The 15842-nt window shown below is 50.4% G+C and carries 13 protein-coding genes; 2 read left to right on the plus strand and 11 right to left on the minus strand.

Features of this window, described 5'->3' with window-relative positions:
* Positions 1-3 precede the first annotated feature (3 nt).
* The 5 genes from GZ78_RS10005 to GZ78_RS27370 are packed head-to-tail and all read right to left on the minus strand — an operon-like array spanning position 4 to position 10041.
* The gene (locus tag GZ78_RS10005; protein WP_051786021.1) at positions 4-1854 is read right to left on the minus strand and encodes a hypothetical protein; all 1851 of its coding nucleotides are present in this window, start codon (positions 1852-1854) and stop codon (positions 4-6) included.
* Positions 1855-3063, minus strand: a complete 1209-nt coding sequence (locus tag GZ78_RS10010) for a hypothetical protein (RefSeq protein ID WP_034835137.1) — start codon at positions 3061-3063, stop codon at positions 1855-1857.
* On the minus strand, positions 3063-6623 hold the full coding sequence (locus GZ78_RS10015) for a hypothetical protein (RefSeq protein ID WP_034835138.1): 3561 nt from the start codon (positions 6621-6623) through the stop codon (positions 3063-3065). The genes GZ78_RS10010 and GZ78_RS10015 overlap by 1 nt, the downstream gene beginning before the upstream one ends.
* Before the next feature lie 29 nt (positions 6624-6652).
* Entirely contained in the window at positions 6653-7036 is a 384-nt protein-coding gene (locus tag GZ78_RS10020; protein WP_034835140.1) for a hypothetical protein, read from the minus strand.
* Positions 7036-10041 (minus strand): tape measure protein, encoded by a 3006-nt coding sequence (locus tag GZ78_RS27370; protein WP_051786022.1) that lies wholly within the window; start codon positions 10039-10041, stop codon positions 7036-7038. Before GZ78_RS27370 ends, GZ78_RS10020 begins: the two co-directional genes overlap by 1 nt.
* Positions 10042-10256: 215 nt before the next feature.
* Between GZ78_RS27370 and gapS4a the strand changes: the two genes are divergently transcribed.
* A complete protein-coding gene (gene gapS4a, locus GZ78_RS10030) occupies positions 10257-11210 on the plus strand; it encodes a GapS4a family protein (protein WP_034835141.1) in 954 nt (317 codons plus the stop codon).
* Positions 11200-12312: a GapS4b family protein gene (gapS4b, locus tag GZ78_RS10035; RefSeq protein WP_034835143.1), complete on the plus strand. Its 1113-nt coding sequence runs from the start codon at positions 11200-11202 to the stop codon at positions 12310-12312. Before gapS4a ends, gapS4b begins: the two co-directional genes overlap by 11 nt.
* Positions 12313-12398: 86 nt before the next feature.
* Here the strand turns inward: gapS4b and GZ78_RS10040 are convergent, their stop codons facing one another.
* Genes GZ78_RS10040 through GZ78_RS10065 form a run of 6 tightly spaced genes read right to left on the minus strand, consistent with a single transcriptional unit; the run spans position 12399 to position 15804 of the window.
* A complete protein-coding gene (locus GZ78_RS10040) occupies positions 12399-13142 on the minus strand; it encodes a phage tail tube protein (RefSeq protein ID WP_034835145.1) in 744 nt (247 codons plus the stop codon).
* 25 nt (positions 13143-13167) lie between these two features.
* Complete coding sequence (locus tag GZ78_RS10045; protein ID WP_034835146.1) at positions 13168-13569, minus strand: hypothetical protein; 402 nt, start codon at positions 13567-13569, stop codon at positions 13168-13170.
* On the minus strand, positions 13562-14164 hold the full coding sequence (locus tag GZ78_RS10050) for a hypothetical protein (RefSeq protein WP_034835148.1): 603 nt from the start codon (positions 14162-14164) through the stop codon (positions 13562-13564). Before GZ78_RS10050 ends, GZ78_RS10045 begins: the two co-directional genes overlap by 8 nt.
* The gene (locus tag GZ78_RS10055) at positions 14148-14447 is read right to left on the minus strand and encodes a hypothetical protein (RefSeq protein WP_034835149.1); all 300 of its coding nucleotides are present in this window, start codon (positions 14445-14447) and stop codon (positions 14148-14150) included. Before GZ78_RS10055 ends, GZ78_RS10050 begins: the two co-directional genes overlap by 17 nt.
* Positions 14432-15427, minus strand: coding sequence for a major capsid protein (locus GZ78_RS10060; protein WP_034835152.1), 996 nt, complete (start codon positions 15425-15427; stop codon positions 14432-14434). The genes GZ78_RS10055 and GZ78_RS10060 overlap by 16 nt, the downstream gene beginning before the upstream one ends.
* Positions 15424-15804: a head decoration protein gene (locus GZ78_RS10065; RefSeq protein ID WP_034835154.1), complete on the minus strand. Its 381-nt coding sequence runs from the start codon at positions 15802-15804 to the stop codon at positions 15424-15426. Before GZ78_RS10065 ends, GZ78_RS10060 begins: the two co-directional genes overlap by 4 nt.
* Positions 15805-15842 lie beyond the last annotated feature (38 nt).

Genomic DNA, 15842 nt, shown 5'->3' on the forward strand with positions numbered 1-15842 from the left:
CGATTAAAAGTGACGCTCGAGTTCTATACTTTGACTGACTTTTCCCTGTCGTGTAGTGATGCTGGAAGACAGACATAGAGCTCGCCAGTTACCAGGGACATCCTGCACCTCAAGCAACTGCCCAGGCTCAATCAGCCCGGGTGCGGTATTGCTGTCTGTCAGTGGCATCTCCAGGGTGGTGATACTTTGATGCCCACCTTTCGCCAGTTCATTCCTGCCTCGCTCAGTGTTTACCTGAGTTTCTGTCAGCCAGTCTTCCAGAATATCCGGTGCAGGATGATCACCTGCAGTGCCTTGGCGTTTGACGTTGACCGCGACACCGGCATGAGTCCCTGATACATAGACGGCATTGTATTCCGGTTCTGGTCGCCAACTGGCGCTCAGGCCGATGACCATGCTGGCCGGTATGATCTTGTCCATGGTGGCGCTGTCCCAGTGCCACGGACTGGCCGGATAGCGAGGCTTGATGTTCAGCTGGTCTGCATCCCGGGAAGGGATCACTACCGCACCGGCTGTGCTGGCCAGTCGGGTGACTACTGTCATGGCGGTTTCGCTCTGGTAGCTGAAGCTGCCCCCGGGGATAATCCAGTCGGGTGTGCTGTAATCATCCAGTTCGGGATAGAGCGCAGAAAAGCCAGTGTTGGCCAGTTCTTCAGTGATCGCCTGTTTTGCATTGACGTTGCTGCTGTTGGATTTGCTGCGCTGGGGGGCATAAGGTGCTGCCAGCAGTTGTGTACGACTGGTTCCGTAGACCGTGTATTGCTCTTGGCCGAATGCTCTTGTGTCGGTATAGCGTTCAATGATGAAGACCCATTTCCAGCCATTGATATCGACCTCGATTTGCTTGGGGCCGTCCTGATCGGACTCCACTAATGCCAGGCTACTGGCCCCCCAAAGTTCCCCACTGAGGCTCCAGCTGAAGCTGTCGACGTCGAGGCTGATGTCCATGTTGCTCATCTCTATCGGTGTCCTGTCGGGCAAAGTCACCACACTGATGGTATTCATAAGCAGATAGCTCTCCCTGATCTCGGGCTGTTCCGGTTTTGGCTTTTCAATGACATCAATCTCGCCACCGTACTGACTCTTGATGCCATCGTCCTTGGCTTTTCTGCCTGGCCCCCAGGACAGAATGACCGGCTCATCCTGGATGCGGTTACTGCTGAAGGCAGAGTGTTGCTGTGAATCTCTGGGCTGGATAGCCCGATTGGCAGAACGCTCGCCCAGATTGAAATAGACCGTTGGGGTGGTCACGGGTGAGTAACGTCTGGCTGCAAAGGTGAAGTTCAGCAGTGTAGGCCCTGACACCTGGTAGCCACTGACCATGATCTGATGTGCAACCCCATACTCATCGCTGCGATCAAAGCGCTCAGTGTTCTGTCGGTCTTTGTAAGTGGCCTGCTGCCACTGTTCACTGCCCAGCTGCTCCCTGGCCTGGATGCTTTGATCCTGGGTTTCTCTGATGCTGAATTCTTTAGCAGGCGGTTGCCGCCAGAGACCCTGTTGCTCATTCTTCCGAGCATCGGCTTGCTGGTGACTGATCCTGACCGATTCCTCCAATTCAGGCACCTTGCCCCAGAACAGCCCGAGCTGAGGCGCTTCCAGAATGTTCGCCTGGTGACTACTTTGCTGAATACGGGCCTGAACCGTCATCGAGTGCTGAAACGCACTACGGGCAGATATCTGGTAGGAGCTTCCTGTCTGCCACTGACTCTGGCAGGCACTCACGACAGTGGGCGGAGGAATAAAGGCATAGGTGGGCTGTGGATAAAACTCGAAGTGGGAGGCCGGTTGATAAGCCTCCCGGGTAAAGTTGAAGTCTTTTGTCTTGCTTGGACTCAGAGGGAAATACGCCACTTAACTCTCCGGCACAATTTCCGGTGTTACCGGACCATGAGCCAATGGCCGAGTGTAAGGCTTGGCCTTGAATTGGGCGGTGCCAATGGCCTGGATGCTGTCATCAAACCACCAGACGGGTTCTGTGCTGCTGCCGGTACCGGCTACGGTACAGAGGTAGACATAGCCCTGGAAGCTTGCCGGTCGGATCACATCACCGACTTCATAAACCGTATCGGCTTGCCAAACCTCACCGTAGTCGTCCACTGCCATGACAAACACAGCACTTTCATAGGGACTCGTATCCAGAGAGTAACTGCCACTATCACTGTCGCTAAGTACACTGTTCAAAACAGCATGCCTGATTTCCTGACTGCCATCCACTTCCAGCTGAGCTTGAGTAATAGCGAAGACCCGACGAGCCACCGGTTGATCGTCTTCTGTTACTGTGCCCTGGATGCGGGTAGTGTTGCCATTGCCGGGAATGATGATACCGCCGCCATTGTTTGAAGTCGGTGGACTGTTGGTATCGACCCAGATAACAGTGGTGTCGTCAGTATTAGTCCAGATCAGTTCACTGCTGACGCTTTGACGACTGGTGGTTATTTTCAGCGGATTGTTACTGTCTTCAAAATCCCAGTACCATAAGGTTACATAGGGACTGCCCGAGGTAGTAAGGGGAATGGCTGTTGTGTTGTATTGATTCATCAGCGTGGCTTTCAGAACCAACAGCCCCTTGGCATTGCCTAACGATGTCCCTTCCCCTCCCAAAATAGCCCTGAACCAGGTAGAAAAGATCATCATATTTCTATGGTGATAGAGGGTGCCGGTATCAACTGACTGTGTCACTCCGTTAATCTTTATCACTGTGCGTTCAAGGAATGAATTTCTACTGGGGTTGATCGTGACCACCAGTTCGAACAGTGCGTCAAAAGGGATAGCGTTCACACTATAGGTCCGAACTCCCAGTCCCCCGTTCTGGGTTCCGAATACTTTGATGACTCCATTCTCAATGTAGATATCCAGAATATAGGTTGAGCCCTGAGAAGAACCGCTCGAAAAAGTGCGTAATAGAGGGATTTTCTGATCAGACTGACTCGAGTCCACTTGAAGCAGGGCATAAAAGTAAAAGTCTTTAGTAGAGTAAAGGCCGTCATTATTATTGGCATTAACCTCCGGACTCTCCAGCCGTCCAAGGATATTCTCTTTAGAAAACCATATGCCCGCCATCAGTCCGCATCCCCCCGAATCTGCAGTGTGAACTGGTCACTGGTTTCGGTGCCCTGGCCAGCCAGCACAGTTCGGCAAATCCATACAGGAGCCAAGCAGCCATCGGTATTGAACCGGATCGCATTCCCTACAGCCCAGCCAGTCCCCCATCCTTCGGCCTTGATAGAGAAGTAAGGCGTACCCGTTTCCGGATTAATGGGAGCGGCATCGGCAGCCGTCGTTGCGGTATCAATAATCCCAAGTTTCTCTTCCACGACCTGGAAAGCGGTAGAAGAAGTGAAAATAATGGCCCACTTGCCGAAGATGGCTCCTTTGTTGGTGACCTCCAGGGGATAGTTGACGGTGTTGTACTGAGCGGTGGTGTTATCGCCGATGCGTTCATCCGTCCAATTGGGGTTGCCTCCGTCCCAGACTTTTTGACTGAAGAAGTGATGGACCCTGGCCTGCAAGTCACCATAAACAACAGCACTGCTGACTTGGGTTTCACTGGCCGGTAAGTCCCAGGGCACGGGTGCAATGATGGTGACCTCACCATTGATCTGAACATCACTGGCCACGCTCATATGTTCGACCCTGTCCTTGATCGTAAACGGCGCTGTCAGACTGTTGCCTTCTACATCCTGGAGCAGCAGTGGATCGGCAAAGGTGACTTTGCCTTCGGCTCGGTCTGTCGTGTATTGAGCCGGATCAAGAGCAGAACCCTGGCTGTCCTCCACGGTAATCTCGGCTTGGTGATCCCGGTTCAAGGTGACCACTCGGCCTGCCGTGGGTGTACCGGCGTCAGTAGACTGGGTATGGCTGATCACCACAATATCGCCCGGGCGATAAATCGGCACCTGGCCATTAGGCGGCAAACGTACCGGATCAAGACCGATCAGTTCAGCATCCAGGGGCAGGCTGGTTTCCACAATGCAGTTGTAGCGCACACTCTGGGGGATGACGTAGATGGGCTCGTTATCTGGAGAGCTGCCATCCGTGAAGGTCAACTCACACCAGCCAGTGGTGGTATCCATGGTACCCTGAACTTCAGAGGTATTAATCTCACCGTTGAAGTCTGCTGTAGCAGTGATGATCTCAGCATTATCCACACGCACAGCAGTGAGCTGCAGGCTACCGGCCCGGATGGGTGCGCCAGGGGTTCTGAAAGCGATGGCATCGACCTTAAAGCCGCCCGAGATAGTCGCAGCTGCCTGAATGTTGGCTGTGCTCACCGAGCCCGAAGGATAAACAGAGAGAGTGGCTATGCCACCGGTGTAATCCAGGGAGCCCACAGAGACACCGGCATTGGTCTGACTGCTGACGTCTTTGTACAAGACACCATCCCGGTCAAAGTAGAGCTCACCGTCCCATTCCAGGACGACACTGCCGGGCAACAGGGGATCTTCAATCAAAGGCAGCAGGTCGATGGTCAGTTCCGGCGCACTGAGGGTATCCGTATTCGCCTGGTGGCTAAGGCTGTTACTTTGTGCCTGGCTGGTGACCGTGTTTCCAGAGAAGACTTCTGTCTTGGTGGTGTTAGTGTGAATCAGCTTGTATTTGTAGGCGCTTTTTTTGAGCGTGTACTCTGGGTAGTTATAGTTCTCTGTCGCCTGCAGAGTAAAGTTGCCGGTTTGATAATCCAGAGTGCCGGTGATACCACGCCAGTTGCCACTGCCATCATCGTTGTAGCTTTTGAAGCGTTGGCTGGTCGTCTGGTAGGTGGTGTAGTCATCCTTTCTACGGTTGGCATGCTGAGGCACATTGCTCTGCCGCTCGACGGCAAACTGAATCTGAACCGATCCTGGCAATAGCGGCGCACCAGCAATGGTACCGGTCATTAAACCAGAGCCGTCTACAGCTACGTCAACGATGCCACCGGCCACTTCCCCTTCTTCATACTGGATCTCGATCTCGGTGCCCTGATCAGGCAGCGCATCCAGCACAAAGCCCAGCTCCCCAGAGGCGTAGTGTGCACTGCCTGATCCATCACCAGTCAACAGACCATTGCCCTGGTCGGTCAGAGTTTTGGTTTCACTGTTGCTGAGATAAGTAATAGTGATGCTGCCGGGTTTGATGCCAGACTTCTCAGTGGTGTGACGGAATGAAAACTTATCCACAGCGACCGAACCGGTTCGCAGAGTGATTTCATCATCAGCCTGGGAGATATAACTGAACACCAGCTTGCTGTCGGGATCGGGCAAGCCCTCAAGGGTCACCGCTACACTACCCGTGCTGAAATCCATAGTGCCGGACCCGGAGCCAGTCAACAAGCCATTACCCGGATCATTCAAATCCTGCCACTTACCCAGAGAGATATAACTGACCACCAGAGTGCCTGGTTTGGGCTTGGCCTCGGCAAAATTGAAGGTGTAATTAAAGCCCCGGTTCTGGGAAGTAATGGACACCGTTCCACTGATGGCCGCACCGGTGATGCCAGTGGCAGGCTGGTATAGGGCAGTGGCCGTACTGGTAAAGTAACTGCTGTTACGCCACACATTCAGCTCACCACTTTCATAGTCAATGGTCAGATTGCTGTAGTTGTTGGCCCCACTTTTGTGTACCAGCTGGCCGGTTTTATCGTCTTCAAAAGTGCCACCTTCCAGGGTTAGGGTTATGCTTCCCGGCAAGGCTCCGGTCTGCAAAAAGACCCGGCTCTGGTTACCGGAAAGATGCACAAAAGAAAGGCTGACATTTCGCTGACTGGAGGCAGTGGCCACCATACGCTTCGCCGTGTAGCCCCCGTACTGATCCACGACCGGGCTTTCAACCCTTGCGCTGGGAACCAGGGGTGAATATACGCTGTTAACCTTCAGGGTCAGGTCACCCTTATTGATGTCAGCTTTCGTGGCTTGAATGCCGTAGTAGCGGGAAGTATCTGCGATCTGTGTCGACTGCACAGTGGTTTTCGCTTCACTGGCACCTTCTGAACTCACCAGCATCAGAGTACCTGAGGGTGTGGCAATACCGCCGGGAAAGCGGTCAATCAGGGCCGCACTGATTTCCATATCCAGCCGCCGACGTTCAAAGTCGATATAGCTGCCACTCCCGTAGGCGTAAGTGAAGGTTTCAATGCGGTGCTCGACTTTGGTGATCCGGACATACTGTTCCTTGCTCGTATCGCTGTTATGGAGTCGATAGACTTCGCCGATTTCCGGCAGGGCTTTTTCTTCACGCTGAATACCGACAATGCTGCGCTGACCCACCAACTGATCACCCAACAGTTCGAAGCTGGCCGAGGTGCCGGGTACCACATAGGCTTCAATCCGATCCCGGGCGATACTGCGCTCATCCACCTGGCTGTCGGTGTTGAACAGCAGCACACTGACATTGTCGTCATCCGGTGCGTCGGTGAGAATAATGTGGCTACCCAGATAAGCGTCGTTATTATCAGTACTGATGCCGATATAGGCTTTTCTCAGGGCTACATCGCCGATGGTCCGGTCAATCCGAGAGATGTCCTGAAAAAGGTTATTCACATTGCCGTCGATCACCACACTGCCGGTGGCTCGACCTCCGCCATCTTCCTCATCACTGAGGCGCTGGCTTTCAAAGAGTTTTACATCATCGTTATTGATGGCCATCCATAGCTCCTCTTAAATATCTCCTGTCATCATTCAACGGTCAGTAGTCTGATAACCAAACTGTATTGATAATCGTCACCCGGGTAGGCATAAGGCAGAACCTGTCGTGCTTCGATGGGAGAGCCTGCACTGCGATCAAAGATCACTGAATATTGCCTTAAATCGGGAAGGGTCAGGGTCATAACCTTATTGGCGACCTGGCTCAATGCAAGCAGGTTGACCACCACTGATCTTGAGACCCAGGCAGCGTCCTCACCGCCACTCAGCTCGATAGGGCGGCCATAGCTTTTGCTTTGCTCCTGGATCAATAGCCCCCCGGTCAGGCTACGATCCTGGCTTTGTACCACCGGATTCCAGTCGAACTCATTGATCCATAACAAATCATCGGGCAGTGTGATGCTATCCAGTGTCATCAGGTTGACCTCATACCAGCATTTTTCAGAGCTTCCAGCAGACGCCTTTCGTCACCGGGCTTCACGCCAATATCCACTTGGCCACCTGGGTATTCCAGACGAATGACCTTATCAGGAGTGGCTCTTGTTCGGGCTGTAGACCCTTGTGTGGATTGGCGCTGGGATTGAGTATGCAAGTTTTCCTGACGAGCTTTTTCTTCTCTTTCTCTCCTGGCCGCTTCCTGCTCCTGCTGTTTACGTCTGGACTTGGTTTCTGCGTAGATAGACTGGTTCAGGCTCAAGGCTTTTTTCAGGTTGCTGATGGATTCGTTATCGCCCTGTTGTTTGGCAATGGTCAGCTGTGCTTCCAGTTCCTGTTTCCGTGCTTCAAACCGACGACGGTCAATGTCTTCTTGCTTGCCTTGCAGACGATCCAGTTCATCCTGCAGTCCTTCCAAGGTACCTCGAGTGCTGTCAGCCAAGCGTTCCATACTCGATTCGGCCTGTTCGATGGCACTGTTCAGTCGATCCAGGTCTTGCTGATTGAGCAGGTTCATAGAATCGGCAGCGGCCCTGCCCTGGCTGGCCAGAGTCTCCGCCGAAATCGAGCCGTCCTGGTAACCTTGCACCAGTTCTTCCAGAGCAATCTTTTGCTCATAGAACTCCGCTTTTACGGCAGCGGCATTGGTGGCGGTGTTCTGCATCCACCGGCCCAGACCAGTCACATCTGTGCCCACATTAGCCGTCTGTAGCTGGTGCAGCTCTTCTGTGGTTTCTGCCAGTGCAGCCTTGAGCTGACCAATCTCCCCCAGCGTATCGGTAGTGTCGATTTGAGTCGCTCCCTGCATGGTCAGAAAGGTGTCTTCTGCCTGGGCACTCAGACCGTAGAGTTCGGCGGTGATGCTATTGTAAAAGCCCACCAGTCCATCTAATGAGCTGGAGGTCTGGGCTGCCCCTGTCGCTTGCTTGTCACCCGCTTCTTCTACCGCATCTCCCAGTGACCGAGCCGCATCAGCCGCAGACTCTGCGCCTTCTTCCAGCTCAGCCAGCTTCTGTCGACTGGCTTCCAGGGCTTCGTTGTATTGTTCCTGGGTCAGGGTGCCATCAGCAAAAGCCTGAGAGAGTTGCACAGCCAAGTCAGACAGCTCGGTACGTGTTTCTGCGGTGTTGATCTGCTTCAGGGCGTCAGCGGCATCGATGAAGGCTTTTTTGGCGGTCTGGGCTGATTGGACATAGACGGAGTTCAATTTGACCACATCCTGCTCGATGGACTCTGTCGTTTTCTGGCTCTCGTTGCGGATGGCCTGCTGGATCGTTTGGCTGGATTGAAGCATCGCTTCACCCAGTGTCTGCCAGCTGTTGTTAATGTCCTGCACATCTTCTTTTACGGCTTCCCTGAAGCCCGAAGACACCGCTTTCAGCGATTCACTGAAGGACTGGAGTTTCTGAGCTGATTCTGTCGCACCAAACGTATTAAACAGACTGCTTAGCCCTTCCGAAACAGAAGAGAGCACTTGGCTGAATACCAGGCCAAAGGCTTTCACCGCCAGAGTAAAACCATTAAAGAACAACTGGACAGTATTACCCGTCAAAGTGAATGTATTGTTGAGACTGGCCAGGGTTGAGGCAATACGCTGGCTGGCAGACTGAATACTGGCCACCACACCTTCAAACGTCAGCCCGGTAAAGTTGGCCTTGATCGCCTCACCCATCTGCACAAAGGCATCACTGATGGATTGCGCCAGTTTCGACAAACGCCCATCTTCAGACATAACACTGATCTGGTCTGAAATGCTTTTAAGCTGATCCTTAGCGTAAGACAGAGCACCACTCTGGGCGACTTCATCCAGAAAGTTCTTCCAGCTGTCTTGCAGGTTGCTGACATAACCGGACAACAGGGACATATTTTCAGCGGCAGCCCCCGACGAACTCTTGCCAATCTCATCAATCAATAGGGCAATAGTATCCCTGCCCAACTTACCAGCGGAGGAAAGCTTCTGCAGCTCCTGAACATTTTTCCCCGTGGCTTTTTCCAGCAGCTCCCACACTGGAACACCCCGCTCAACCAGCTGCAGAATCTCTTCCCCCTGTAGCTTCTGCTTGGCCCAGGCCTGCCCCACTGCCAGCGAAATCCCATTCAGGCGTTCCATGCCACCACCCAGCTTGGAAGCCTGATCCACCATGGCCTGCATACTGCCGTCCATGGGATCAAGCCCGAACGCCTTCAGTCGAACAAAAGCATCCGCCACTTGCTCCAGCTGGTAAGGGGTCTCACGAGTGAACTGCTTGATCCATTGAATGGCTTGCTCCCCTTCAGCCACCGAGCCCATCACAGCATTGAGCTGAACTCGCAAGCGTTCAAACTGATCGCCCGTCCCCAGTAGTCCCTGAATGGCACGTTTGACGGTATACAAGCCAACACTGGCAGCTACCAAAGCCCCTAACCGCTGCGACAGACGACCCATACTGCCTGATGCTCGATCCGCATCTCGAGCCAACTGTCGGAAGCCAGAGCGTTTAAATGAGCGAGCAGAGGTTTTCGCCCTGGCATCCACTTTTTGCAAGACTGAGGCCGTCTCTTTCAGCTCCTTTTGCAGGCGCTGCTGCTGGGCAGAAAGATTACGACTGGAAAGACCCGCCTGTTCCAGACTGCTGCGCAACCCGGCCAGTTTCTGGCGCTGAGCCTGATAAGCACGACTGGCTGACACCACAGTCTTACGCGCAGACTCCAGGGAACGCTGAAGGGATCGGGAAGGCTTCTCAGTCTGCTGAAACTCCCTCGCCAGCTTCTCAACCCTAGCCTCCGCTTCCCGGTAGGCTTTGCCTGCATCTCGAACGCCTTCTGTCTGTTTTTGAAAAGACGACAGCAAGCGATCTTGCTTTTGAAAGTCAGACAGTTTCTGTTTTAGGGTTTGGGCTTCTTTACGGAGGGATTCGAGGGAGGAGGCAGACTGGAGGACAGTTTTGGATAAGGTGTCTTTGGCTTTTAGTACCAGCCTCAGGGCAGATTCTTTGATTGAAGTCATCGCTCCCTCCTTAGCAAGAAAAGGCAATATTCATGGTGTTAAAGGTATGCTTAAATCGTGCGGAATATCTAATAGGTTCATTTGAGCCATAATAGCTGTTATACACACTCGTCAAAGCTGGCCAATCAGCTAGAAAACTTTCTATGATTCAAGTCATTGAACATTAAAAGTATGTCGTATAGAGTTACTGCACAGTAACTACTGATGACAGCAAAATGGGTGAAAAATCGAAAAAAATCGGGGAAATTGGAGAAAAAATAGTCGAAGAATTTTTCTCCATTATTGGATGGTTTGACCCTCTCTCAAATCAGCCCCTTGATTGCATGAACTCAAAAAAACATGCTCGATCAAGCTCGAAGAAGGGCTTGAGAGAGACTCACGGCATTGACCTTTTGTACAGCTATAAGAGTCAATTGGAAAGCAATACTGTCATTAGTGTACTTGCATCAGTAAAAAACTCTGACAACGCCTACAAGAACAATCCAAAAGCTGACTTTAAAAGTCATATTGAAGACTTAGCTCAGGCGCTAGAATGCTATCGAAACTCAGAACTTAAATCTGAGCAAAAGCTTCAGTTCAATGGGGTTACAAAAGACAGAGACACAGGTGTTATATTTTGGCTTTCAAGTCATGATGATACTTATGATGATGTTGTTTCAAAGATAAATAATGTCCGCTTAGACTCTGACTTAGAATTTGATTGCATACATATTGTAGACAATAAACGGATTGACTTTGTTTATGATGTCATGACATGGCTCAAGAGCGAGTTTAATGACAAAATTATAAACTATTACTATCCTGAAACGTCATTAAGTTATATTGATAAGTCAATAAAGCGATATGGAAATACCTTGCCTGTTGAATTTTTAACATCCCCCGTTCTTCCATTTATTATAAAAGATGAGAATCCAGAGAAAAACGATGTTTTCTGTATTGCAAGCATTGATGGGTTTGACAAAGACAGTTTAACCAGATTAATTCAGGCTGCAAGAGAGTATACTCACGAAGTAACATGTGATTATTTGTTCTTGTTCCCTAACTATGTTCCATCTCAGCATGAACAATCTGTAATCAAAGCAAAACGTGTTTTTGATAAAGATATTTCAAAGCACATTACGGTTAAAAGTTTTCGACCAGATTACAGGAGTCTGAGTAATGGAAAATAAAGATGAGGTTCTATTACCTACAGGTGATTATTTACGTCAGTTGCTTGGCCAGTCAAAAGTAAAAGACAAAGAACTTAAAGAATTTTTGAGAAATAGAGGGGTATTCACAGGCTCTAGTAAGAAAGATCATATTGGACCTATTCTAATTAAAACGGGAATGTCTCCCGATGAATATATAGACTTAAGAGATACTTATCGAACTAAAGAAGAAAGTACAAAATCAAAGAGTAGATCAATAAACTGGCAGTCAGAAAAGAATCTTATTGAATCTATTCCAAATGAGATCGACTATGAATCTCTACTAAATGATGCATTTGGTGTTTACCAATTATCAAACACTTCAGGATTCACTGCTGCTTCAGGAAATCCTGATCATATCTATATGGATTTTGAAATCACAAGAAATGACGCCATTCAAAACTGGGGGGAAAGTAGTTCTAAGCATAAAGGGAGAGTTGAGTTCAAAAAAGATGCTAAAACTAAAGTAGTGAGTATCTCAATGACTCATACTGCACCAGAGACTAAAGCATACGCAAATAAAGTAACAGATAATTTAGTTAGGCATTTTAAGGACACAGGTCATATAGACCAAGAAGAAAAAATAAAAACAATAAAATTTAATGACTTTACAAATGAAAACCGTGTTAAATTCATGAATGAGTTAACTCAAAAGGTGTCTTACTCATTCATAGATTTCTTAGACACTAAAGACATTCACTTTTCTCCAGATAACTTAATATCTAACCCTCCTAGTGATATTGTATGGATGAAAGATAAAATTGAAGACTTAAAAATAAAAGGAAAAGGTCTTCACTCAACATTTTTCGTTCAAGAGACCAAGTTCCACCCATTCATTCAAATCTTTGGTCTAACATGTGAGTATAGTTTTGCAACACGCCTGTATTCTGGATCATGTAGAATATTATTTGAATTCTCTGACAAAGATGAAACAAATCAAAATTCAGAATTAACTCTAAATATCACGATGCTAAAGCTAGATTTGAATGACTCTGGAGAGCCTAAATCCAAGGTTAAGAAAGACATTATAGATTCTCTCGAAAAGTTCAAAATGGAAGCCTACGATAAGTTCAAACAATCGTAAGGATAGTAAAAATCCACAGAGGACAGTGACTTCGGTGCTGCCGCTGAAATTAGTATTATATAACTCAAATTTCTGAGGCTCAGACCCTACTGAGCCAGATCCAGCTGCATAAACGAACTCAGCCCATTCCCCGAAATCGACGTATCCGCCAGCACATCCACTTGTAAAGGAATGCTGGCGAAGTCATCGGAGATAAAGCCCAGGTTCTGTACTGGTGAGAACTTCACCCGATGCACCCGGATGTTGAAGGGCAGACCTTCCTGGGCATCGTTCAACCCTTCCATAAACAGGGTAAATTCCCGTCCAGACTCTACCAGAGCCTGCACCATATTGGCCTTGAGCGGGGTGTAGCTGACCTTGATGCCCTGGTCGTCAATATCTCCGCCCTCAATGACCTGAATGCCGGATTTCATTAGTTCGTAGTCGTCGCCTTCTACCAGTGTGGCGTCCTGGCTGTCTTTTACGGTAATGGTTTGCTTCAGATCCGGTAGTCGCTTGAAGGGAATCAGCTCACCGGCTACACCATGGGTCGTCAGAGCTTCATCGGTGACCGGTGTAGTTGAGGCTGCGGTGACATTACCTCTCAGGGCCAGGGAGATATTACTGGCAGTAAAGTCATGGGCCACCAGGTTGGCGGTAATGCCCGACACCCGGCTGATAACATTACGGTTTCCGCCACCGCCCAGATAGTTTTTCAGCTCTTTACGATCTTCTTCAAAACTGAAGTTAAATTCGCTGACATTGCCAATGGGTAACAGTGGAGCGGATTTGTCATAGGGCTGAATATGGATACTGCCTGCGCCGATAAAGCTGCGGTCGATAGTGGACATAGGAATCTCCTTCCTTGAAGAGGATTTAAAAGACGGTTTCGAGGGTCAGGGTGATATCTGCAAAAGACAATTGTCCCTGCCTGGGGGCGATATCAAATTGGGTTTCTGAGAAAGTCAGTTTTCGGCATTGCTCTGCCAGGGCTTTATCACTGCTCAGGGCTTGCCGAATCGTTCTTGTAAACTCCAGCAAGGCATAAGTCGCCCGGTCATTGGTGGGCACTACAGCACTGAGATTAAAAAGCCACTGATCTTTACGACGACTGCCCTGCTGTTGCAGCTCGCTGATCGACTCCAGCTGCAGTAAGATGGCTGGCGGCTTCAGATCCTGCTCAACCCCGGTGGCAGCATAGCCCAGCAATACCTGGCTACACACTGTCTCCAGAACACCGACCAAAAGGCCAACCAATCGTTGTTCTGGATTAAGCATGACCGGCTCCGTTTATGATGAAATTGAGTTCCTGCTGCATCAAAGTGGCAAACCGCTCCAGTAAAACCGGCTGGAGCTTTTCCAGTATCTGAATAGCACTGTTGAGGATCGGCAAAGTCTGCTTTTCCAAAGGCAAGCCCATCCACATCATGCGACCCGACTTTTTAGAGCGTTGGTATTTATGCTTCCAGTTGGCTTTGCGCTTGAAGACCATGGAGTGTGAAGCGTTGACCAGCTCCATCAAGAAAGCTCCTTCCCAGAAATGCCTGCCGGTTCTGACGCCTTTTTTCGTCTGTCTGGGCTTGCCCAGATAATGAGCCGGTATATCCCAGGCACCGATCCAGACCACCAGACTGTAGCCTTCACTCCCCCGCTCTCCTTGCTGAAGTAGATTCACCTTGACCCGACCCAGCTCTTTCAACTTTTTCTGGGTCATGTTTTGCTCTCGGGCTAATGCTCTCAAGGTTCGTCGCTCGGCAAATCGAGACAGCTTCCTCAGCGACCTTCGGATGGCAAGCTGGAGGGTTTCCGGTGTGTTCTGGAAGTAGCGGATCAGTTCATCAATACTGTCATCCAGTTCAAGCTCCAGCTTCATGGAGTGACCACCAGTTCATCTGACCATCGCCTTTCAGTTTCCGGTCAATGGTCCATTGCTGTTCTGCTGAAATCACCTCATCGCCCCGACTCACCTTTACATCCGTAGCCAAGGCCAATGTAGTGACCTCTTGCAACACCTGTTCATAAGGGCCGGTAGGCACTAGCTCATGGGCAATAATACCAGTCACTTCCAGAATACTGTCGTTTGACTGTTTCAGGGTGACCGGCTGACCAAAAGAGGCCAGCACCTGCCGGTTCAGATCCTTCAGTTCATCTTGCATTGGATCACGGCTCTTGGCTTCAGGCAGATGGGCAGCGGGTTGGACTGGGTGTGAACCTGTACACCCTTATCGAAGTCGATAATCTTCTGTTTGGCGTACCGGGGCAGGCCGATAGTATTGACGGTTTCGATAAAGTCCGCCGGAGCAAACCAGGTGCGGAAGATACCGGTACCTTCCGGGATCACATAAGCTTCATCCGGCTGAATAAAAGGCAAATCACCTACCTGTCCCCGGTACTCTTCCCAGTCGATATCACCGAACCGGAATCCGGCCTTGGGATCGTTGCGCAGCAGAGCACTGTCCTGGTGGCGATGGTAGGCATCTTTCACATAATCGTGCCCAACCAGACCGTCATAAAAGTCAGCACCACAAAAGCCCCTTAGTCCTGTATAGGGTTGCGCTCCCAAAGCCTTGTCTACCTTCCTGCGAAGAGCCACACACTCCAGCCGGACATCGGTCTCAGCCACACTGAATTTGAAGGTATGCGTCTGCTGGGTCACCCCGAACTCCTGAAACAGGTCATAAATGACACTGGAGCCATCGGCATCCAGAATCTGTCCCTTGATCGCGCCTAGCCTCAGATGCTCCAGAGTGACTTCATGATTGGCGTTCATATCCGACAGCCGCTGATTAACGACGGTACGCACACCTTCCAGAGCACTCTCCGAGCCAAAGGCCCGCACATTGCGCACCTCATCCGCAATGATGGTGGAGTCATAAGGGATATGGGGAATCACAAAGCTGCGTACCTTGCGTTTACCTCCCCGAGCCTGGGCAGCCGGAGCACCCCGCTCAGAGGTAGGCAACAGGATCAGCTCTCCATTCCGGGACTCCACAATAGCCGTGGTGGTATTGATACCACTTTCAGTAAACAGGCCCAGCTCCCCAATACGACCGGGTTTATAGGGCATATCGTTAAGGGTCGCAGTCAGACTGGTAAGACTGAAAGCGTCATTATTAAAAATATCCAGCAGGTTCATCCCTGTTCTCCTGTCCTGAGAATGATGTCCAGTGACGTCAGCTCACTGACAGCCGTCGTCTTTTGTTCGTCGGTAATCCCTTCGGGCCAGACCAGCAACTCCTGATCAACTTCTGCCAGCCGGGCAATAATGACGCCTTCCCCTCCGGTGGCATCCGTAGTGACATGATCCCAAAGCACACCAGCTGCCATTTGCAACCCCGTATCAGCTGCTGGGTCCAAAGGCCCATACACATCCGTGGATGTATTTTTGCCAAGGATGGTACCCGGCAGTAGCGTCAGATCGGCAGCCAGTTCAACCAGCTCCCGGCTGATGCTGTTGTTTCCTTCAGACACGATAAATTCGCCAGCATGCACTGGCTCTGTCATCACAGGCATGGTTGAGTTCCTTTGAGTGGGAAAGGGGATTATTAGAA

Origin of the sequence: Endozoicomonas numazuensis (genome assembly GCF_000722635.1) — a bacterium.
Classification (GTDB): Bacteria; Pseudomonadota; Gammaproteobacteria; order Pseudomonadales; family Endozoicomonadaceae; genus Endozoicomonas_A; species Endozoicomonas_A numazuensis.